We start from the raw sequence: 20135 nt of genomic DNA, 5'->3' as shown, positions 1-20135 counted from the left end.
CGGCGGCCGGCATCGCCGTGGATTTGCGCGTGGCTTTTTCCCTACCCGCCAAGGGCCAATGCCGCTAAAGGCGCGGGCCATGGACACCAGCGATCCCGATCTCCTGCCAGAAGGCCTCGAAGACCGCCTGCCGCGTGGCGCGGCGGCCGCCACGCGCGTGATGCGCACCATCCACGGCGTGATGGAAGGCCACGGCTATGACCGTGTGCTTCCCCCGATGATCGAGTTCGAGCGCTCGCTGGCCAGCCGCATGGCCGGGATCAGTTCGCGCCGCATGTTCCGTTTCGTCGATCCGCAAAGCTTGCGGATGATGGCCCTGCGCAGCGACATCACGCCCCAGATCGGCCGCATCGCCGGCACGCGCCTGGCCGCCGCGCCGCGTCCGTTGCGCCTGTGCTATGCCGGGCAGGTGGTGACGATCAAGGGCGCCGGGCTCGATCCCGCGCGCGAAAAGCTGCAGTGCGGCGCCGAACTGATCGGGGCCGACAATGTCGCCGCCGCCGCCGAAGTGGTTGCCGTGGCGATCGAGGCGCTCCAGGCGGCCGGGGCCAAGGGTGTCAGCGTCGATTTCACCCTGCCCGACCTGGTCGATACCCTGGCGGAAAAGGCCCTGCCGCTCGGGCCCGGTCAGATCGACGCCGTGCGCCGTGAACTCGATACCAAGGATGCCGGCGGCCTGGTGGAGGCGGGTGGCGAGGCCTATGTGCCGCTACTCTACGCAACCGGCGATTTCGACACTGCGATCGAGAAACTGGCTGCCATCGATGCCGGTGGGGCGCTGGCCGGGCGCATCGCCGCCCTGCGCGAAATTGCCCTGCGCCTGGATGGTCGCGCGCGCCTCACGCTCGATCCCTCGGAACGGCATGGCTTCGAATATCAGTCGTGGTTCGGTTTCGTGCTCTATGCCGATGGCGTGCGCGGCGCGTTGGGCCGGGGCGGCACGTATCGCATCGCCGCGCCGGATGGGGGGGAAGGGGAAGTGGCCACCGGCTTCTCGCTCTATCCCGATGCCCTGATCGACCTGATCGCCAGTGCCGAACCCCCGGCCGACAAGCTGTTCCTGCCGCTGGGCCACGATCGCGCTGCCGCCGACCGGCTGCGCGCCATCGGCTGGCGCACGGTGGCGGCGTTGAGCGAGGCGGACGAGGCGGTGTCGCTTGGCTGTACCCATGTGCTTGGCTCGCAAGGGCCCCAGGCGCTGTAAAGCGGCTGCCCTGCTCTTGACTCGCGCGGGGCGGTGCCACTAGGGCGCCACCCGCACACATCCTTGCGCGTCTACGCGCCCAACCCACCCGCTGCGCCGAGTCCTGTCGAAGGGCGCTGTTCGGGTCCACCTGGCAGGTGGAGGAGTGTATCTGTGGCAAATGTAACCGTGATCGGCGCCCAATGGGGCGATGAAGGCAAAGGCAAGATCGTCGATTGGCTGGCCAGCCGGGCTGACGCCGTCGTGCGCTTCCAGGGCGGGCACAACGCCGGCCACACGCTGGTGGTGGGTGAACAGGTCTACAAGCTTTCGCTGCTGCCCTCGGGCATCGTCACCGGCACGCTGTCGATCATCGGCAATGGTGTGGTGCTCGATCCCTGGGCGCTCAAGGCCGAGATCGAAAAGCTGACCGCGCAGGGCGTGGAAATCAACGCCGACAATTTCGCCATTGCCGACAATTGCCCGCTGATCCTGCCGCTGCACCGCGATCTCGATGGCTTGCGTGAGGCGGCGGCCGGCGCCGGCAAGATCGGCACCACCGGGCGCGGCATCGGCCCGGCCTATGAAGACAAGGTCGGCCGCCGCGCCATCCGCGTGTGCGACCTGGCGCACCTCGACGCGCTCGATGCGCAGCTCGACCGGCTCTGCGCCCATCACGATGCCCTGCGCGCCGGCTTTGGCCAGCCGCCGGTCGATCGCGCCGCCCTGCTCGAAGAGCTCAAGGCGATCGCGCCCTATGTGCTGCAATTCGCCCAGCCGGTGTGGAAGCGCCTGAATGCCGTGCGCAAGGCCGGCGCGCGCATCCTGTTCGAAGGCGCGCAGGGCGTGCTGCTCGATGTGGACCACGGCACGTATCCGTTCGTCACTTCGTCCAACACCGTGTCGGGCACGGCGGCTTCGGGTTCGGGCCTCGGCCCGGCGGCCACCGGCTTCGTGCTGGGTATCGTCAAGGCCTATACCACCCGCGTCGGCTCCGGCCCGTTCCCCACCGAACTGGCCGATGACGTGGGCCAGCGCCTGGGCGAACGCGGCCATGAATTCGGCACCGTCACTGGCCGCAAGCGCCGCTGTGGCTGGTTCGACGCCGTGCTCACCCGCCAGTCCTGCGCCATTTCCGGCGTTACCGGCATCGCGCTGACCAAGCTCGACGTGCTCGATGGCTTCGACAAGGTGAAGATCTGCATCGGCTATCGCCTCAACGGCAAAGTGCTGGACTATTTCCCCAGCCATGCTGCCGACCAGGCCAATGTCGAGCCGATCTACGAGGAAATGGACGGCTGGCACGGCACCACCGCCGGTGCGCGCTCGTGGGCCGATCTGCCCGCCCAGGCGATCAAGTACATCCAGCGCGTGCAGGAACTGATCGAAACGCCCGTTGCGCTGGTCAGCACGTCGCCCGAGCGTGAAGACACCATCCTCGTGCGCGATCCCTTCGTGGATTGATCGCCCGAAACGCGGCGATAGGATGGCGCCCATGCGCCGCCCTCTTGTCCTGCTGATCGGATTGTTGGCGGCGGCAGGCCTGTGGGCCTTGCCGCCGCTGTTGTTTCGCGCGCCGGCCCGCGCCCAGGATGCGGGGGAGGTGGCGCGGGTGCGCGTGGAAAAGGCGGCCCGGCGCCTGGTCCTGCTCGATGAAAACGACCAGCCCTTGCGCGTGTTCACCGGCATCCAGCTTGGCCCCAACCCGATCGGGCCCAAGCATTTCCAGGGCGATGGCCGCACGCCCGAAGGCCATTACACCATCGATCGCGGCAATCCGAACAGCGCCTATCACCTCTCGCTGCACATCTCCTATCCCGACGCGGCGGATCGGGCCTTTGCCCAGGCGGCGGGAAAGCCGCCGGGCGGCGACATTTTCCTCCATGGCCAGCCCAATTTCATGGGGCCGGCGCGGGCACCGGGGGACTGGACCGAAGGCTGTATCGCGCTCACCAACTCCGAAATCGAGGAAATCTGGCAGCGCGTGGGCGACGGAACACCCATCGACGTGCTGCCGTGAGGCGCGCAGCTTGATCCAAAACCGAGGTATCTGGCGTTGACCTGATCCCGCTTTGTTCCGCAGATGTTCGTATACGCGGTTTTACGGAGTGGGGGCAAACATGGGGCAATCGGCAGCGCGTTTCGATTATGGGCTTCCTGGCGATGGCGGGGCAGCAAACGACCGGGTGCAGGAACGCCCGCTCGGTTGGGGCCAGGAAGGGCGCGGGATCAATCCCTTGGCGGTTTCGATCTTCGCCGATCGCGGCTATCTGCGCGCCGAAATGGCAGAGGATGCCGCCGCTGCCGGCCTGCGGGTGGCGCAGACCAGCGATCTGGAACGGCTGGTGGCCGATGCCGCCTCGCCTGCGCTGGGCGATGTCGTGCTGGTCGATTGCCCGGTGATCGACGGGCTGGAACTGGCGGCGCTTTCGCGCCTGGACAGCCGCGCCGCGCAAAGCGGCTCGCAACTGGTGGTATCCACCAGCATCGGCTCGCTCGACGATGTCTATGGCTGTCTCGACCAGTCCGAAGCGCAGATTCTCGTCACGCCCAGCCGGGCCGAACGGGTGATCGCCATGGGCCGCGTGCTGGCCCGCACCGGCAACCGCGTGCGCGAACTGGGGGAGGAAGACCGCCTCACCCTGCTGCGCCTGACCGAGCAGGTCACCAATATCGCCGCGCGCCTGGAACAGCTTTCGTCGGGCAACAATGTCGATGCAGAAAGCGCCTCGGCGTTCCGCTTCAACGGTGAAAGTGGCGAAGCCGGCCCGGCCAAGCTCGACGAAGGCACCGATCGCCTGGTGCGCACCGCGCGCCCGCCGCTTCCCGATCCGCGCCTGGTGCGCAAGATCATCCGCCAGCGCCAGCTGCGCGCCCGCTTCTTCGAAGGCGATCTGTTCGCCGATCCGGCGTGGGACATGCTGCTTGATCTCACCGCCGCCCGCGTCGAACACGTGCGCGTCTCGGTCACCTCGCTGTGCATCGCCTCGGGCGTACCGCCCACGACGGCCCTGCGCTGGATCGGCCAGATGACCGACGCCGGCCTGCTCCAGCGCGTGGACGACGAAACCGACCGCCGCCGCGCTTTCATCACCCTCACTGACAAAGCCGCCGACGCCATGGCCCGCTACTTCGCCGAACTGGGCTCCAGCGCCAACGCCATGGTATAAAAGCAAAAGGCCCCCTCCTCTTTAGAGGAAGGGGTTGGGGGTGGTGCGAGATAGAGCGCTGCGCTTAACGGCGGCGCGCTGTTCTGCCGTGACTTCGCAGCTAACGCACTTGCGGCGTCAGGGCTTCCGCCTTTAGGTGGCAGTCATCCCATACTGGAGATGGTGATGGAGGCTCCCGAGCAGAGCCGGTCGTTCAGATCGGCCAACTCGAACGTCAGCTCCTGACGGAAGCTGCCAATGGAATGCCCTGTAGCGGGTCGTCAAAAAGACGCCCCAATCCCTGTCATTCAGCGTGATCTCGCGCGACAACAAACGCGGTCATCGCTATGCAGATGAAGCACATGGCCCTCCTGATGTGACGGTCGTAACCGTGCCTATGATCTGGTTTACAAAAAACCCAACGGTTGACAAAAATAAAAAAAAGCCCATTGTGCCGCCAGCGCGAGCAGGATGGGGTACGTTAGTGGCAAAGATTTATCCGTGGGAGTATCACCCGGACCTCACCGAGGAGCGGCTTAAGATTGTCGCTGCGATGCTGGTCGATGGTCGTCACGCCGCGCTCGAGCGATACGATGAAGAGGCCGGGGACAATGGCTGGACTCATGGGTGCCGTGCCTTCCAGTTTTGTCGGCATCGTGTGCTACAGGCGATCGACAGCGGCGAGCTTGTCTGGCTGACCGCGATTGATCGGACGCTCCAACTAATCTTCAAGATCGGCGACGTGCCCGTGCGGATTTACAGGGGCGATGCCGAGGAGCCGACTGATCGGACGCTGAAGCAGAGTTTCGGCGAACGGCGCCAACTCGAAATCCTGTTCCACGAGCATGATGAGGGCCGCGACTTGGCATACCGGTTTGCGGTTGAGACCGACATAGACGGTAGCGTGCTCGCGGTGAAGTTTGTCGGCCTGCGTGGCGAGTCTGCCGTGCTGATTTGGGATGTGCCGCTAGATGGCTTGTCTGGCTTCGTCGGATCGGTCGGTCGTGCGGCGACGGAGAGTGTCGAGCTCGCGCCCCCGAGCGTTGGTCTGCGTACCGACGACGACATCGCGGAAGACAGCGCGGGCGTCTGACGCTGGAACGGTTGATCGGAAGAGATCCATGGTCGGAACGCAAGTCTTCGATGGCGAGCGCCTGCGACTCGCGCGCGTGGCAAAGGGGTTCACGCTCGACGAGCTGGGCAACCGTGTCAGCGCGACGCGGCAATATCTCAACCAGCTTGAGCAGGGTATAAAACTGCCGACCGAGGAGATGGTGGAGGCGCTTGCGGCCGCCTTGGGAGTGACGGTCCGTTTCTTCACGTTGTCGGCGCGGGGCGGGGTCTCTGCCGAGCAGTGTCATTTCCGAAAGCAAAGAACGACGCCGGTATCTGTTGTCAGTCAGGTACTGGCGCGTGGGACGCTCCTCGATGGATTCGTCGACCGTCTGGACCGAGCGTTGGAACTGCCTAAAGTGTCATTCCCCGACATTCCGGTGAAGTCCACGGCCGATATCGAAGACGCTGCCGAACAAGCGCGCGAGCAGTGGATGTTGGGTACTGGCCCGATATCTAATATGATGCGCGTTGTCGAAAATGCCGGGGCCGTGGTGAGCTTCTTCGGCGGAGTGTCGGAGCGTGTTGACGCGCTATCCATTGATCGGCCGCGGCCCATGATCATTCGGAGCGAGGCCAAGCCAGCCGCATGCCGACTGCGCTTCGATCTGGCCCACGAGTGCGGGCACTTGGTGATGCACAAGGGTATAGTGACTGGTGACAAGGTCACCGAAGATCAAGCCAATCGCTTTGCCAGCGCTTTTCTCCTGCCTCGTTCGGCGTTCATCCACGAATTCCCCCACAGCCGCATGCTGAACTGGACCGCTATCTTCGAAATGAAACTTCGCTGGAAAGTGTCGGCATCAGCGATCCTTCGGCGTGCTTATGATCTGAAGATATTGACCGCGGATCAGTATCGGACCGGCTACATTCACCTGAGCAAGACTGGCCAGCGCAAGTTCGAACGGTATGACGATGTTATCGTGGCAGAGGAGCCCGAGCTGCTATCGTCGGCGATAGCAGCGCTGGAGCACGCCTATCCCGGCGCCGTGCGTCGGATCGCTGCCGACGCCGGCTTTGAGGACGACATGTTCGAAAGCGTTGCAGGTCTTGGTTTGCCGGAAGGGTCAGGATCGGATTCAACTAATGTGGTCTCGATCATGCGGCGCTGAAATTTGAGACGCTCTGTTCGAAAATTGCCACTCCGCTAGGTCAAAATCGGATCCTGCCTAACCTGCTAAGTCAACGCCTACTTTAACGGCACAGCCTTTCAGAAGCCGCCAGACCGGCTTCGGCCCATTTTCAGTCGCACTCGGATTGCCGGTTGGGAAAGCACTGGACGTCTGCTGCTGCAAATCTCTTCCGTCGACGCGTCAAATAGTAAACCAGATAAGTCCCAATCTAGCCTGTCTTATTCACCGCGGCGGGTGAGAGGGTTGGCGGGAGTGGCGTAAGCGATTGCTTTGCAGTAGGAAAATGGGTGTCTAGACCAGTCCTTCAGCGAGGCAATTTATGCCACGGACCACACCCGCCGGGAGCGATGATAGCGCACCGGGATTTTCGTTTCCAGCGGTTGGCGGCAAGAAGGTCACAACCGCGTTCGACGGTGGCCGGCTGACCTCTGACGGCGGCGTTCTGCTGCTGGCGCAGGCCGAGCGCGCGATGGGGATCTGCCGGCAGCTTGCTGCGTGCATCGCCGATCCGCGTGACCCGACGCGGGTGATCCATCGCCTCGATGACATTCTGCGTGCCCGTGTGTTCGCGATCACGTGTGGCTATGAGGACGCCGATGATCTCGATGCCCTGCGCGACGATCCGGGCTTCCGCCTGGCGCTGGGCAAGTTGCCGGGATCGGGCGCGGGGCTGGCCAGCCAACCGACGATGAGCCGCTGGGAGAATGCACCGACCACGCGTGAACTGGCCCGGATGATGGTCGCGATGATCGGCGTTTACTGTGCCAGCTATCCGGCCCCACCGGCGGCGGTGACGCTGGATATCGATGACACGTGTGATGTCGTGCACGGCTATCAGCAGCTCTCGTTCTGGAACGGACATCACGGTGAGCGCTGCTTCCTGCCGATCCATGTGTACGATACCGCGAGCGGGCGGCCGGTGGCGATGCTGCTGCGCACTGGCAAGACGCCGTCGGGTGCCGAAGGTGCCGGCCACATCCGGCGCCTGGTGCGTCATATCCGCCAGCACTGGCCCGATACCCACATCACCATCCGCGGCGATGGGCACTACGCCCGTCCCGAGATCATGGCGTTCTGCGAGGCGGCCGGGGTCGATTACGTGTTCGGCTTGCCGACCAACGCCGCGCTGCGGGCCGATCCGGCCATCGTTGCCGTCGCCGATGCCTGCGCGGTCAAGCGGGCCCAGGCCCAACATCCGGTCCTGCGCAACTATGTCGAGACCCGCTACGGCGCCAAAAGCTGGAAGAGCCAACGCCGCGTCGTCGCCCGGATTGAGGCCAGCACGCTGGGCATGGACATCCGCTATGTCGTCACCTCGCTGACAGAAGGCTCGCCCGAGCACATTTACGACACGCTCTATTGCGCGCGCGGCCAAGCCGAAAACCTGATCAAGCGCCACAAGACCCAGTTGGCCAGCGATCGCACCTCGTGCCGCTCGGCCAATGCCAACCAGATGCGCCTCATCCTGCATACCGCCGCCTACTGGCTGATGTGGCGCGTCCAGCAGGCCATCCCCAAGGCCACCTCTCTGGCCACTGCCGAGTTCGCAACGCTGCGCCTGCGGCTGCTCAAGGTCGCCGCCCGCGTCATCGAGACCGCCTCGCGCATCCGTGTCGCCTTCGCGTCAGCATGCCCCGACGCCGGCGTGTTCAAAGCCATCGCCACCAGTCTCCGGCCAGCGCCGACATAGCCAGCGCGGCTGTGCCGCACAAAGCCCGAGCCATCGCCCATCAACCTCGAAAAGCCATCGGTTTTGCTGCGGCGAAAAACGCCGCCGAAACCGCGCGCCCGGATCACGCGGCCACCGACACATCAAACCCGGCACGCCCCAGTGCAGCGGGCTCATGAATAAGCCGGGCTAGGTCCTTCACACCAAAGTTTTGCTAACCGCCTGTCGTGGGTGGCGGCGCACGGCGGCAGGAGCGGGAACCCCGTTGCCAAATCGCCCTTCCCATGCGTCAATGCCGCCATGCCACCGCCATCCCCACCGCTTGCCGAAATCACCTTCACCGGCGAAGTGATCGCCTGGCGCGGGCCAGCGCCTTATGTGTTCGTTGCCCTGCCGGACGAGACGGTCATGCCGGTGCGCGTGGCGGCGCGGGAGGCGAGCTATGGTTGGGGCGTCGTGCCGGTCGCGGTGTGGGTGGGGGATGTTGCCTTCACCACCTCGCTGTTCCCGCGGGAGGGAGGTTATCTGCTGCCGCTCAAGGTTGCAGTGCGCAAGGCGACGGGGATCGACTTGGGCGACCGGATTGCCGTGAGGCTGGCGGTCGTTGCGAAAAACGATCGCGCCTGATCGCCACACGCGAACCTGCGCGCCCAGCCGGAGTCATGCGGTGAAGGGGGCCATGCCCCTTCGAAATCCCTGTCTTCGTGCTCGCGGCTTACAGCGGGTTGTCCAGCTTGATCACCGCTTCGTTGCTCTTGCGCTGCGTGGTGTGCAGCTGGCGCGGCTGGGCAAAGCTGGCGAGCACCTTGGGATCGCGGCCATAGATATCGGTAAAGCTGCGCATGGTGCCGTTCACGTCACGCGCCACGGTGAAATAGGTGATGTAGACCGGAAACGGCTTGGTCATCGGCACCTTGGTGTACTTGCCGGAAAGGTTGTATTCCACCGCCGTTTCCTTGGGCAGGTCGGCGCCCAGGATGGCCATGGTCATCGCCAGTTCGGTGGCGCGTTCGGCGCGGATGCAACCGTGCGACAGCGCGCGGTTTTCCTGCGCGAACAGGTTCCGGTTGGGCGTGTCGTGGATATAGATGGCGAACTCGTTGGGCATGTCGAGCTTCACGCGGCCCAGCGAATTGTTCTCGCCCGGCTGCTGCACCACCTGGATCGTGCCGTCGGACAACTGCTTGACGGCATAGTTCATGCGCTTGGCCTTGGCCGGGTGAGCCAGCAGGTCCGCGCCCAGGCCTTCGCCCTTCACGATCGACTGCGGCACCGTCCACGTGGGGTTGAACACCACGTTCTCAACCATTTCGGCCAGCTGCGGCGTGGCGGTCTTGCCCGGCTTGCCCACGATGGCACGATAGGTGGTGATGATCTGGTTGTTCACCGTCAGCCGCAGCATCTGCTCGGGCACGTTGATCATCAGGTATTGCAGGCCAAGGTCGCGCGCCAGCCAGCGCCAGCGGTCCATGTTGGCGCGCACCAGGGCAAGCTTGGCCGGGTCCTTGGTGGTCTGCAGCAACTGGCGCAGCAGCGCGTAATCGGGGTGCGTGGGCAAGAGGCCGCGCAGCGTGCCTTTCACGTCGTGGCTTTCGGTGGCCTGGGCCAGCAGCGCGGAATTGGGGTGCAGGTCCTGGTCCGGGTCCACCGCGAACCACTGCTCGCGCGCGGTCATCGGCGTGCGCCCGTCGCGCAAGTCTTCGGCCAGCCACACGAACAGCCGGCTCGCGAGCTGGTTCAGATCGTCGCCTTCGCCCTTGGCAATCGCGGCGGCCAGGGCGGCGGGCTGGTAATCGCGGGCGAACAGCCCTTCGGTGCCGATGCCGCGAATGGCCGAAAGCAGGTCCTTGGCATCCTGCAGCGTCCACACCGCCACGGGCGGCGGCGCTTCCACTTCGGGCAGTGCCGGGGGCGGAGTTGGCACGGCGACAGCAGCGCCCGGTGCGGGGGGCACGGCGGGGCTGGTGGCGGGGGCAGGGGGCACCTGGGCGGGCGTTGCCGGCCGGCCGGAGTTGGCGCGCGCCTGCGGTGTCTGCGGCGTGGCGGGCTGGGCCTGGGCGGTCAGGTCCACCGGTCCCTTGCTGTCCTGCGTGCGGGCCAGGGCCGGGGTGGCAAGCGTTGATCCGGCAACAAGGCCAGAAACGATGGAAGCCATGGCCAGCGTCGTCGCGCCGGAAAGGCGCGCACGGAAACCGCGCTGCGGCCAGGTCTTGCGGGGGGTCATCGGTTCGAAATTCCCTGTTGCCATTCGGTTGCACGCACGTGGTGCACGGTTCATCTACTGCCCCATGCCTACCTGCCAATCAAGCAGCGAGGCTTTCGCCAAGCTGAATCCGCACATGGGCAAAGGCGCTTTTCATTGAAAACGAAAGGGGCGCCGCATCGTTTCCGGCATTTTGCCCCGATCTGCAATGGCCAGTGCGGCAGGGCGGCGCTATGGCCCAGCCATGCCTGGTTCAGACGTGCCTGCCCCGCGCCCGCTGCTGCCCATCCTTGTCGCCCTGGCAGGCCTTGCCAGTTTCAGCATGATGGACGGGGTGATGAAAGCCGCCTCGCTCGCGCTGGGCGCCTTTGCGGCGATCTTCTGGCGCAGCACCGCCGGCGCGCTTGTCATGGCGCCCTTGTGGCTGCGCGAAACGATGGTGCTGCGTGGCGGACGCCTGCCGCCCGCCGCCAGCCTGAAAGTGCACGTGCTGCGCGGGGTGGTGTCGGCCGGCATGGCCATCCTTTTCTTCGATGGCGTCGTGCGAATGCCACTGGCGCAAGGCATGGCCCTGTCGTTCGTGGCGCCGCTCATCGCGCTTTACCTGGCGGCAGTGACGCTGGGCGAAAAGCTCAGTCGCCGCGCAGTGACCGGCTCGCTGCTCGCACTGGTCGGCGTGGCCGTGATCGCGGCCGACCAGCTCGGCGCCGCCCCCGGCCCCGATGCCTGGCGCGGGCTGGTGGAAATCCTCACTTCCTCGGTGCTGTATGCCGTCACCCTGGTGTTGCAACGACGCCAGGCGCAACTGGCCACGCCGGTGGAAGTGGCATTCTACCAAAGCATCGTCATCGCCCTGCTGCTCGCGCCCCTGGCCGTGGTCTGGGCACCCTGGCCCACGCCGGGCGAGTGGGGCCTGGTCCTCGCCGGCGCCGTGCTGGCCGCGCTGGCGATGATGCTGCTCGCCTGGGCCTACGCCCGCGCCCAGGCGCAAGTCCTGGTCCCGCTGGAATACACCGCCTTCATCTGGGCCGCCATCGTTGGCTGGCTGGCCTTCGCCGAGCCGGTCACACGCGGCACGATCGCGGGTGTCACCCTGATCGTCGCCGGCTGCGCGCTGGCGACGCGGCGCGACGATCCGCCACCTGAGATGATTTAGGGGTTTACGCACCTGTCACCGTAATTCGAACACTACGGAGTGAAGTCAGTTCAGGCAATGCTGTGCTTATGCGATCGTTGGCATGCGTCCGCTCGCCTAAGCTGCTTTCCACCGGTTAGGCCGCCAATAACCCTCGCTTCATCTCGCCCATGAGGTCCACGTCCTTCGTCGGGTCGTGTAAGAGGTGCCCGTAAACTTCATTAGGCTGTGAACCCATAAAGTTATGGGGCGATATAGTTTTAGCCTGTCTTATTCACCGCGGCGGGTGAGAGGGTTGGCGGGAGTGGCGTAAGCGATTGCTTTGCAGTAGGAAAATGGGTGTCTAGACCAGTCCTTCAGCGAGGCAATTTATGCCACGGACCACACCCGCCGGGAGCGATGATAGCGCACCGGGATTTTCGTTTCCAGCGGTTGGCGGCAAGAAGGTCACAACCGCGTTCGACGGTGGCCGGCTGACCTCTGACGGCGGCGTTCTGCTGCTGGCGCAGGCCGAGCGCGCGATGGGGATCTGCCGGCAGCTTGCTGCGTGCATCGCCGATCCGCGTGACCCGACGCGGGTGATCCATCGCCTCGATGACATTCTGCGTGCCCGTGTGTTCGCGATCACGTGTGGCTATGAGGACGCCGATGATCTCGATGCCCTGCGCGACGATCCGGGCTTCCGCCTGGCGCTGGGCAAGTTGCCGGGATCGGGCGCGGGGCTGGCCAGCCAACCGACGATGAGCCGCTGGGAGAATGCACCGACCACGCGTGAACTGGCCCGGATGATGGTCGCGATGATCGGCGTTTACTGTGCCAGCTATCCGGCCCCACCGGCGGCGGTGACGCTGGATATCGATGACACGTGTGATGTCGTGCACGGCTATCAGCAGCTCTCGTTCTGGAACGGACATCACGGTGAGCGCTGCTTCCTGCCGATCCATGTGTACGATACCGCGAGCGGGCGGCCGGTGGCGATGCTGCTGCGCACTGGCAAGACGCCGTCGGGTGCCGAAGGTGCCGGCCACATCCGGCGCCTGGTGCGTCATATCCGCCAGCACTGGCCCGATACCCACATCACCATCCGCGGCGATGGGCACTACGCCCGTCCCGAGATCATGGCGTTCTGCGAGGCGGCCGGGGTCGATTACGTGTTCGGCTTGCCGACCAACGCCGCGCTGCGGGCCGATCCGGCCATCGTTGCCGTCGCCGATGCCTGCGCGGTCAAGCGGGCCCAGGCCCAACATCCGGTCCTGCGCAACTATGTCGAGACCCGCTACGGCGCCAAAAGCTGGAAGAGCCAACGCCGCGTCGTCGCCCGGATTGAGGCCAGCACGCTGGGCATGGACATCCGCTATGTCGTCACCTCGCTGACAGAAGGCTCGCCCGAGCACATTTACGACACGCTCTATTGCGCGCGCGGCCAAGCCGAAAACCTGATCAAGCGCCACAAGACCCAGTTGGCCAGCGATCGCACCTCGTGCCGCTCGGCCAATGCCAACCAGATGCGCCTCATCCTGCATACCGCCGCCTACTGGCTGATGTGGCGCGTCCAGCAGGCCATCCCCAAGGCCACCTCTCTGGCCACTGCCGAGTTCGCAACGCTGCGCCTGCGGCTGCTCAAGGTCGCCGCCCGCGTCATCGAGACCGCCTCGCGCATCCGTGTCGCCTTCGCGTCAGCATGCCCCGACGCCGGCGTGTTCAAAGCCATCGCCACCAGTCTCCGGCCAGCGCCGACATAGCCAGCGCGGCTGTGCCGCACAAAGCCCGAGCCATCGCCCATCAACCTCGAAAAGCCATCGGTTTTGCTGCGGCGAAAAACGCCGCCGAAACCGCGCGCCCGGATCACGCGGCCACCGACACATCAAACCCGGCACGCCCCAGTGCAGCGGGCTCATGAATAAGCCGGGTTAGCGAGGCGCCTGTTCGCTGAGTTCTCCGCCGGAATGTAGCTGGAGAAACAGCGCGGCTTTCTTCGCAAGATCGGCCCATTCTTACGAGCACAAGCGGCTCGTTGTCGTCGATCGGATCGACATCGACGCGCTCTTCACATTGCGGGCGGAGTGCAACGGTCAGTTCCGTCCAACCACCGACGGGGGCATCATCATCATTTCCATCTGAATCGAAGTCGCAGTCGTTACCCCAGAGGTGGCGTGCGACAGAGGCGGATTGTGGCCGCTCACTTGGTGAGATCAGATAGTAATTGAACATGCCGGTGATTCTGTAGCGGAAGGCGCCGGACTGCAACTCCCCACCGCAAGTTGGGTGTCAGTGACAGTGCACTTGGCGTTACGGTGACAGGGCTACGGCGAAAATGCGCTTGTTATCATCTTTTGGCTTGGCCCGCGTTTACACGGCCTTGGACCGCGCTCAAGTATCGCTTCAACAAGTTCCAGGAACGCGCCCGATCCGAGCGCGGGCGTCCGATTCGCGGCGCGCTTTACCCACACCCACCCCAAATCGACCAACTGCACCCAGCGTGAGACAATACTTCTGCTATTGCGTCGCAATAAGCGAAATCGCGCAAATTTAGCGATTTCCCGCCCTTGACGAGGCGGCCCATACAGCGCATCGCGGCGCCGTTCACGAGAGGCCCGCTCGGCCATCGGTGCCCCCGGACATGGGCGTGGCCCCCGGCAAAGGCACCGGTTCTTTGCCCCTGCGGTCCCTCGCCAACGGCAGGAGGATTTCGCTTAGCCATGACCCAGGTCGGACAGGACTCGCTCGGCACGCGCAGCACGCTTACCGTAGGCGGCAAGAACGTCGCCTATTACTCCCTCAAGAAGGCCGCCGAAAAGTTCGGCGATGTCTCGCGGTTGCCCTTCTCGATGAAGGTGCTGCTGGAAAACCTTCTCCGTTTCGAAGACGGCGGCTTCACGGTCTCGACCGACGACGTCAAGGCCCTGGTCGATTGGCAGAAGAACCCGTCGAGCAGCGCCGAAATCCAGTACCGCCCCGCGCGCGTGCTGCTCCAGGATTTCACCGGCGTGCCCTGCGTGGTCGATCTGGCCGCGATGCGCGACGCCATTGCCAAGCTTGGCGGCGATACCAGCAAGATCAACCCGCTGGTGCCCGTGCACCTGGTGATCGACCACTCGGTCATGGTCGATGAATTCGGCCACCCCAAGGCGTTCGAACAGAACGTCGAGATCGAATATTATCGCAACGGCGAACGCTACGACTTCCTCAAGTGGGGTTCCAAGTCGCTGTCGAACTTCCACGCCGTGCCGCCGGGCACCGGCATCTGCCACCAGGTGAACCTGGAACACATCGCCCAGACGGTGTGGACCGCGGAAGACCAGGACGGCAACCTGGTGGCTTACCCTGACACTTGCGTCGGCACTGACAGCCACACCACCATGGTCAACGGCCTGGGCGTGCTGGGCTGGGGCGTGGGCGGCATCGAAGCCGAAGCGGCCATGCTCGGCCAGCCGGTCTCGATGCTCATCCCCGAAGTGGTGGGCTTCAAGTTCACCGGCCAGCTGCAGGAAGGCGTGACCGCCACCGATCTCGTGCTGACCGCCACCAACATGCTGCGCAAGCATGGCGTGGTCGGCCGCTTCGTGGAATACTTCGGCCCCGGCCTTGCCGGCCTGACCCTGGCCGACCGCGCCACGCTGGCCAACATGGCGCCGGAATATGGCGCCACCTGCGGCTTCTTCGGCATCGACGAAAAGACGCTGGACTACATGCGCCTGACCGGGCGCGAGGAAGACCAGATCGCCCTGGTCGAAGCCTATGCCAAGGAGCAGGGCTTCTGGATCGACCCCTCGGTCGAGCCGGTGTTCACCTCGACCCTCGAACTCGACCTGTCGACCGTCGTGCCTTCGCTCGCCGGCCCCAAGCGCCCGCAGGACAAGGTCAACCTTCCCGACGTGGACGACGTGTTCAACAAGGACCTCGGCGACCTTTACAAGAAGACCCAGTCGCGCGTGGCCGTCGACGGCAAGGACCATGACATCGGCGACGGTGACGTGGTGATCGCCGCCATCACCAGCTGCACCAACACGTCGAACCCCGGCGTGCTGATCGCCGCCGGCCTCGTCGCCAAGAAGGCCGACGAACTGGGCCTCAAGCCCAAGCCCTGGGTCAAGACCTCGCTGGCACCCGGCTCGCAGGTCGTCACCGATTACCTGATCAAGGCCGGCCTGCAATCGCACCTCGACAACATCGGGTTCAACCTGGTGGGTTACGGCTGCACCACCTGCATCGGCAACTCCGGCCCGCTGGCCGAGCCGATCAGCAAGGCGATCAACGAGAATGGCATCGTCGCCGCCTCGGTGATCTCGGGCAACCGCAACTTCGAAGGCCGCGTCAGCCCCGACGTGCGCGCCAACTTCCTGGCTTCGCCGCCGCTGGTTGTCGCCTATGCGCTCAAGGGCACGGTGATCGAGGATTTCACCACCACCCCGATCGGCACGAGCAAGGACGGCGCGGCGGTCTATCTCAAGGACATCTGGCCGACCAACGCCGAAGTCGCTTCGGTCATGGCCGGCGCGATGAACCGCCAGATGTTCCAGGCCCGCTATGCTGACGTCTACAAGGGCGACCAGCACTGGCAGGCGATCAACGTCACGGGTTCGGAAACCTATTCGTGGCGCGCCGGATCGACCTATGTCGCCAATCCGCCGTACTTCGAAGGCATGAGCATGACGCCGGCCCCGGTGTCCGACATCGTCGGCGCCAAGCCGCTGCTGATCCTGGGCGATTCGATCACCACCGACCACATCTCGCCGGCCGGCTCGATCAAGGCCGACAGCCCGGCGGGCAAGTGGCTGCAGGAACACCAGGTCGCCAAGGCAGACTTCAACTCCTACGGCGCGCGCCGTGGCCACCACGAAGTGATGATGCGCGGCACTTTTGCCAATATCCGCATCAAGAACGAAATGGTCCCCGGCACCGAAGGCGGCTTCTCGCGCTATGGCGACGAAGTGGGCGCGGTCTATGACGTGGCGCAGAAGTACAAGGCCGATGGCACGCCGATGGTGGTCATCGCCGGCAAGGAATACGGCACCGGCTCCTCGCGCGATTGGGCGGCCAAGGGCACCAACCTGCTCGGCGTGCGCGCCGTGATCGTCGAAAGCTTCGAGCGTATCCACCGTTCGAACCTGGTCGGCATGGGCGTGCTGCCGCTCCAGTTCCTGGAAGGCCAGACCCGCCAGACCCTGGGCCTGACCGGCGACGATGCGTTCACCATCGAAGGCGTCGCCAATCTCCAGCCGCGCCAGACCGTGACCGTGAAGGTCACGCGCGCCGATGGCAGCACGTTCACGTTCGATGCGCTGTGCCGCATCGATACCGCCAACGAGCTGGAATACTTCAACAACGGCGGCATTCTGCACTACGTGCTGCGCAAGCTGGCGGCCTGATCCGCCAGCGGCTTTATCGCCAAACGCAAGAAGGGCGGCTCCCTCCGGAGCCGCCCTTTTTCTTGTGCGGGGAAGGGGGATCGGCCCCTACCACCCCATCGCTGCGCGGCGCGCAGCGGCTGACGGAGGGGCGTCTGTGCCGAAGCAGCCCACGAAAAGGGGCGGCCTCCCCCCGAAGACCGCCCCTTCCGTGGAGCCCGTCAGGACCGGGCTTGACCGTGGATGCTCAAGCCGGCCTGCGGCGGCTCCGGCCCCAGCGCTGGCGTGCCACCAGTGCCGCTGCGGCGGTGCCAAACAGCAGGACCATCGAAGGCTCGGGCACGTCGGTGCCGCCATTGGTGGTGCCGCTGCTGGTCGATGTCGTCCCGCTCGACGAGGAGGACGTGCTGCTCGACGTGCTGGAGGAGGTGGACGAACTGGTCGAGCTCGACGTCGAAGACGAGGTGCTGCTGCTGGTGGACGTGGACGAGCTGGTCGACACGTTCCCCGAGGAAGTCGACGTGGACGAACTGGTCGAGACATTGCCGGACGAGGTGGAGACGTTGCCCGAGGATGTCGACGAACTGGTGGAAACGTTGCCGGACGAGGTGCTGACGCTGCCCGAGGACGTGCTCACGTTGCCCGACGAGGTCGAGACGCTACCGCTCGACGTGGAGACGTTGCCGCTCGAGGTGGAAACGCTGCCGCTGGAAGTCGAGGTGGACCCGCCAGACGTGGAGGTCGAACCGCCCGAGGTGGACGTGCTGCCGCCCGAGGTGGAGGAGGAACCGGTGCTGGTGGAAGAAACCACCACGCTGCCGCCGCCCCCGCCGCTGCCGCCGAAGAATCCGCCAAAGAAGCCGCCGCCAAAGCCGCCCACCGGCCCGCCGCCGATCACCACCGGCACGCCGCCGCCACCGCCGCCTTGCGCCTGCGGCGGCAAGGGGGCCATGTAGGGCACCGGGGCCATGGCATATTGCTGGGCGGGAATGCACGACTTGGTCGTGGCGGTGGTCACGATCTTGCGCTGGCGATGGACCACGCGGGGCGCGGCGCGGTGCACCACGCGGCGCGGCTTGGCCTGCTTGATCTTGATCGGCTTGACGTGATGGATCTCACCGGAAGAGGGCGCCTCGGAAACGTGTACCGCCCCGCCGCCCAGCACCGCGCCACCTGCTGCGCAGGCCGCCAGTTTTGCCAATGCCATCCGAACCGACATGATTGTTGCTTTCGCTTGAACCCCAGGGCGGCCTAGCAGAAACGGCTTAACAGGGTGCTGCCAGGCTTTCCCTCCCATGAACAACGCAGATCATAGCCGCAGCGTCCATCGCGTTAACCTGAAATCGACATGGATCGTGGCCATATTTCGTCGCATTTCGGGTCTCGGCGTTAACTCTGTCCCAAACTGGAACTTTTGGCCGCGCTAGTGTTGCCGATTCCGACAGCCTTGCCGGGCTATTTGCCGCCGTCGGCGTCGAACAGGCCGGGCAAGGCACCTGGCAGCGGCGCTGGCATCTGCGCGCTCGGGGGGGTGATTCCCAGATGCTGCCAGGCCCGGTCGTTCAGGCAGCGGCCGCGCGCGGTGCGCGCCACCAGGCCCAATTGGATTAGGTAGGGTTCGATCACTTCCTCGATGGTGTCGCGCGGCTCCGAAAGGCCGGCAGCGAGCGTTTCCACGCCTACCGGGCCGCCCTTGTAGATATCGGCGATCATCATCAGGTAGCGGCGATCCTGCAGGTCGAGCCCCAGCGAATCGACTTCCAGCCGGGTCAGCGCCTCGTCGGCCAGGGTGCGGGTGATCGTGCCATCGCCCATCACTTGCGCAAAATCGCGCACCCGGCGCAGCAGGCGGCCGGCCACGCGCGGGGTGCCGCGCGCGCGCTGGGCAATCTCGCGCGCGCCCTGGGCATCGATGCCCACGCCCATCAGCGTGGCGCCGCGTGTCACCACCCGCTCCAGTTCGGCCACGGTATAGAACTGCAGGCGCACCGGAATGCCGAAGCGATCGCGCAGCGGCGTCTGCAACAGGCCCTGGCGGGTGGTGGCGCCGATCAGGGTGAAAGGCGGCAGGTCGATCCGCACGGAGCGGGCCGAGGGCCCTTCGCCGATGATCAGGTCGAGCGCGCGGTCTTCCATCGCGGGATAGAGCACTTCCTCCACCACGGGATTGAGGCGGTGGATTTCGTCGATGAACAGCACATCGCCCGATTCCAGATTCGTCAGCAGCGCGGCCAGATCGCCCGACTTGGCAATCACCGGGCCCGACGTGGCGCGGAAATTCACCCCCAGTTCGCGGGCGATGATTTGCGCCAGCGTGGTCTTGCCCAGGCCCGGCGGGCCGAAGAACAGCACATGGTCCATCGCCTCGCGCCGCTGCTTGGCGCTTTCGATGAAGATCTTGAGATTCTCGCGCGCGGCTTCCTGGCCAACGAATTCGGCCAGGGTCTTGGGCCGCAGCGCAGCATCAAGGTCTTCGGCCTGGGCCTGGGCGGAAAGCAGGGGGTTGTCGGTCATGCGAGGGCCGTTGACAGCGGGGAGGGCAAGGGGCGGGGCAGGGCCGGCATCACCCCGTCGCCCGCTTGAGCGCCACGCGCACCAGGTCGTTCAGCCTTGCGTCCTCGCCCAGGTCCAGAATCGCAAAGGCCACCGCGCTCGATGCCACGGCGGGCTTGAAGCCCAGGTTCTGCAAGGCGGAAATCGCGTCGGCGCTGGCCGAACCGGCGGGCACGGGCACATCGGCCTCTGCCGCCACGCCCAGCCCGCCCGATAGACCGGCCAGGCCCCCGGCCTTGTCCTTCAATTCGTTGACGATGCGGCTGGCCAGCTTGGGCCCCACGCCATTGGCGCGCGCCACCATCGCGGCATCGCCCCCGGCACAGGCGCGCTGCAATTCGTCCACCGACAGCGCCGAAAGGATCGCCAGCGCCACTTTCGAGCCCACGCCCTGCACCGCGGTGAGCAGGCGGAACCACGCGCGCTCGCCCGCGCTGGCAAAGCCGATCAGGCGCTGGTCGGTTTCGCTCACCTGCATTTCGGTGTGGAGCACGATTCCATCGCCGCGCACGCCCAGGTGGCTGAGCGTCTTGGCCGAGCAATGTACCAGGTACCCGACGCCATTGACGTCGATGATGGCCCAATCCGGGCCGGTGTCGTCGAGAATGCCGGTCAATTTGGCGATCATGGTTTGTTCCCTATGGCAGGG

16 protein-coding genes are annotated in these 20135 nt (G+C 65.3%); 11 read left to right on the top strand and 5 right to left on the bottom strand.

Translation table 11 applies throughout. The features are described from left to right. The first annotated feature begins 79 nt into the window (after positions 1-79). From R9J51_RS00675 to R9J51_RS00640, 8 genes are all read left to right on the top strand, one after another. Positions 80-1204, top strand: a complete 1125-nt coding sequence (locus R9J51_RS00675; protein WP_169476636.1) for an ATP phosphoribosyltransferase regulatory subunit — start codon at positions 80-82, stop codon at positions 1202-1204. 153 nt (positions 1205-1357) lie between these two features. Continuing rightward, positions 1358-2647, top strand: coding sequence for an adenylosuccinate synthase (locus tag R9J51_RS00670; protein WP_168556425.1), 1290 nt, complete (start codon positions 1358-1360; stop codon positions 2645-2647). A gap of 31 nt (positions 2648-2678) precedes the next feature. Beyond that, entirely contained in the window at positions 2679-3203 is a 525-nt protein-coding gene (locus tag R9J51_RS00665; protein WP_179505573.1) for a L,D-transpeptidase family protein, read from the top strand. A gap of 100 nt (positions 3204-3303) precedes the next feature. Further along, a complete protein-coding gene (locus tag R9J51_RS00660) occupies positions 3304-4353 on the top strand; it encodes a winged helix DNA-binding protein (RefSeq protein ID WP_179505572.1) in 1050 nt (349 codons plus the stop codon). A 292-nt stretch (positions 4354-4645) separates the two neighbouring features. Further along, entirely contained in the window at positions 4646-5425 is a 780-nt protein-coding gene (locus tag R9J51_RS00655; RefSeq protein WP_179505571.1) for a hypothetical protein, read from the top strand. 28 nt (positions 5426-5453) lie between these two features. Then, positions 5454-6557, top strand: a complete 1104-nt coding sequence (locus tag R9J51_RS00650; RefSeq protein WP_179505570.1) for an XRE family transcriptional regulator — start codon at positions 5454-5456, stop codon at positions 6555-6557. A 340-nt stretch (positions 6558-6897) separates the two neighbouring features. Continuing rightward, complete coding sequence (locus R9J51_RS00645; RefSeq protein ID WP_066763960.1) at positions 6898-8268, top strand: IS1380 family transposase; 1371 nt, start codon at positions 6898-6900, stop codon at positions 8266-8268. Positions 8269-8547: 279 nt separating this feature from the next. Next, entirely contained in the window at positions 8548-8874 is a 327-nt protein-coding gene (locus R9J51_RS00640) for a DUF1905 domain-containing protein (RefSeq protein ID WP_179505569.1), read from the top strand. An 88-nt stretch (positions 8875-8962) separates the two neighbouring features. Here R9J51_RS00640 and R9J51_RS00635 read toward each other — a convergent pair whose 3' ends face one another. Continuing rightward, on the bottom strand, positions 8963-10471 hold the full coding sequence (locus tag R9J51_RS00635; protein ID WP_432787755.1) for a L,D-transpeptidase family protein: 1509 nt from the start codon (positions 10469-10471) through the stop codon (positions 8963-8965). Between the two features lie 223 nt (positions 10472-10694). On the opposite strand from R9J51_RS00635, the gene R9J51_RS00630 reads away from it, so the two are divergent. Both R9J51_RS00630 and R9J51_RS00625 read left to right on the top strand, forming a co-directional pair. Beyond that, positions 10695-11606 (top strand): DMT family transporter, encoded by a 912-nt coding sequence (locus tag R9J51_RS00630; RefSeq protein WP_218843518.1) that lies wholly within the window; start codon positions 10695-10697, stop codon positions 11604-11606. A gap of 350 nt (positions 11607-11956) precedes the next feature. Continuing rightward, entirely contained in the window at positions 11957-13327 is a 1371-nt protein-coding gene (locus tag R9J51_RS00625) for an IS1380 family transposase (RefSeq protein ID WP_066763960.1), read from the top strand. 103 nt (positions 13328-13430) lie between these two features. Here the strand turns inward: R9J51_RS00625 and R9J51_RS00620 are convergent, their stop codons facing one another. Next, positions 13431-13796 carry a hypothetical protein gene (locus R9J51_RS00620; protein WP_179505568.1) on the bottom strand — a complete coding sequence of 122 codons (366 nt, stop codon included), beginning with the start codon at positions 13794-13796 and terminating at the stop codon, positions 13431-13433. A gap of 488 nt (positions 13797-14284) precedes the next feature. On the opposite strand from R9J51_RS00620, the gene acnA reads away from it, so the two are divergent. Beyond that, the gene (gene acnA / locus R9J51_RS00615) at positions 14285-16954 is read left to right on the top strand and encodes an aconitate hydratase AcnA (RefSeq protein ID WP_179505567.1); all 2670 of its coding nucleotides are present in this window, start codon (positions 14285-14287) and stop codon (positions 16952-16954) included. 226 nt (positions 16955-17180) lie between these two features. On the opposite strand, the gene R9J51_RS00610 is transcribed toward acnA, so the two are convergent. The 3 genes from R9J51_RS00610 to ruvA form a co-directional block, all read right to left on the bottom strand. Beyond that, positions 17181-17261 (bottom strand): hypothetical protein, encoded by an 81-nt coding sequence (locus R9J51_RS00610; RefSeq protein ID WP_246866155.1) that lies wholly within the window; start codon positions 17259-17261, stop codon positions 17181-17183. Positions 17262-18388: 1127 nt separating this feature from the next. After that, a complete protein-coding gene (ruvB, locus tag R9J51_RS00605) occupies positions 18389-19447 on the bottom strand; it encodes a Holliday junction branch migration DNA helicase RuvB (protein ID WP_179505565.1) in 1059 nt (352 codons plus the stop codon). A 49-nt stretch (positions 19448-19496) separates the two neighbouring features. Further along, the gene (gene ruvA / locus R9J51_RS00600; RefSeq protein ID WP_179505564.1) at positions 19497-20114 is read right to left on the bottom strand and encodes a Holliday junction branch migration protein RuvA; all 618 of its coding nucleotides are present in this window, start codon (positions 20112-20114) and stop codon (positions 19497-19499) included. Positions 20115-20135: the final 21 nt, after the last annotated feature.

Origin of the sequence: Novosphingobium rhizosphaerae (assembly GCF_050920675.1) — a bacterium.
GTDB lineage: Bacteria > Pseudomonadota > Alphaproteobacteria > Sphingomonadales > Sphingomonadaceae > Novosphingobium > Novosphingobium rhizosphaerae.
This window is presented reverse-complemented; position numbering and strand designations above follow the sequence as displayed.

What these genes read in the sequence shown, in the direction of transcription:
- R9J51_RS00610 (WP_246866155.1), bottom strand. Translation starts at nt 17,261, where the DNA reads ATGGTCCTGCTGTTTGGCACCGCCGCAGCGGCACTGGTGGCACGCCAG.
- R9J51_RS00665 (WP_179505573.1), top strand. Translation starts at nt 2,679, where the DNA reads ATGCGCCGCCCTCTTGTCCTGCTGATCGGATTGTTGGCGGCGGCAGGC.
- R9J51_RS00650 (WP_179505570.1), top strand. Translation starts at nt 5,454, where the DNA reads ATGGTCGGAACGCAAGTCTTCGATGGCGAGCGCCTGCGACTCGCGCGC.
- ruvB (WP_179505565.1), bottom strand. Translation starts at nt 19,447, where the DNA reads ATGACCGACAACCCCCTGCTTTCCGCCCAGGCCCAGGCCGAAGACCTT.
- R9J51_RS00675 (WP_169476636.1), top strand. Translation starts at nt 80, where the DNA reads ATGGACACCAGCGATCCCGATCTCCTGCCAGAAGGCCTCGAAGACCGC.
- R9J51_RS00645 (WP_066763960.1), top strand. Translation starts at nt 6,898, where the DNA reads ATGCCACGGACCACACCCGCCGGGAGCGATGATAGCGCACCGGGATTT.
- acnA (WP_179505567.1), top strand. Translation starts at nt 14,285, where the DNA reads ATGACCCAGGTCGGACAGGACTCGCTCGGCACGCGCAGCACGCTTACC.
- R9J51_RS00635 (WP_432787755.1), bottom strand. Translation starts at nt 10,471, where the DNA reads ATGACCCCCCGCAAGACCTGGCCGCAGCGCGGTTTCCGTGCGCGCCTT.
- R9J51_RS00620 (WP_179505568.1), bottom strand. Translation starts at nt 13,796, where the DNA reads ATGTTCAATTACTATCTGATCTCACCAAGTGAGCGGCCACAATCCGCC.
- R9J51_RS00660 (WP_179505572.1), top strand. Translation starts at nt 3,304, where the DNA reads ATGGGGCAATCGGCAGCGCGTTTCGATTATGGGCTTCCTGGCGATGGC.
- ruvA (WP_179505564.1), bottom strand. Translation starts at nt 20,114, where the DNA reads ATGATCGCCAAATTGACCGGCATTCTCGACGACACCGGCCCGGATTGG.
- R9J51_RS00630 (WP_218843518.1), top strand. Translation starts at nt 10,695, where the DNA reads ATGCCTGGTTCAGACGTGCCTGCCCCGCGCCCGCTGCTGCCCATCCTT.
- R9J51_RS00640 (WP_179505569.1), top strand. Translation starts at nt 8,548, where the DNA reads ATGCCACCGCCATCCCCACCGCTTGCCGAAATCACCTTCACCGGCGAA.
- R9J51_RS00625 (WP_066763960.1), top strand. Translation starts at nt 11,957, where the DNA reads ATGCCACGGACCACACCCGCCGGGAGCGATGATAGCGCACCGGGATTT.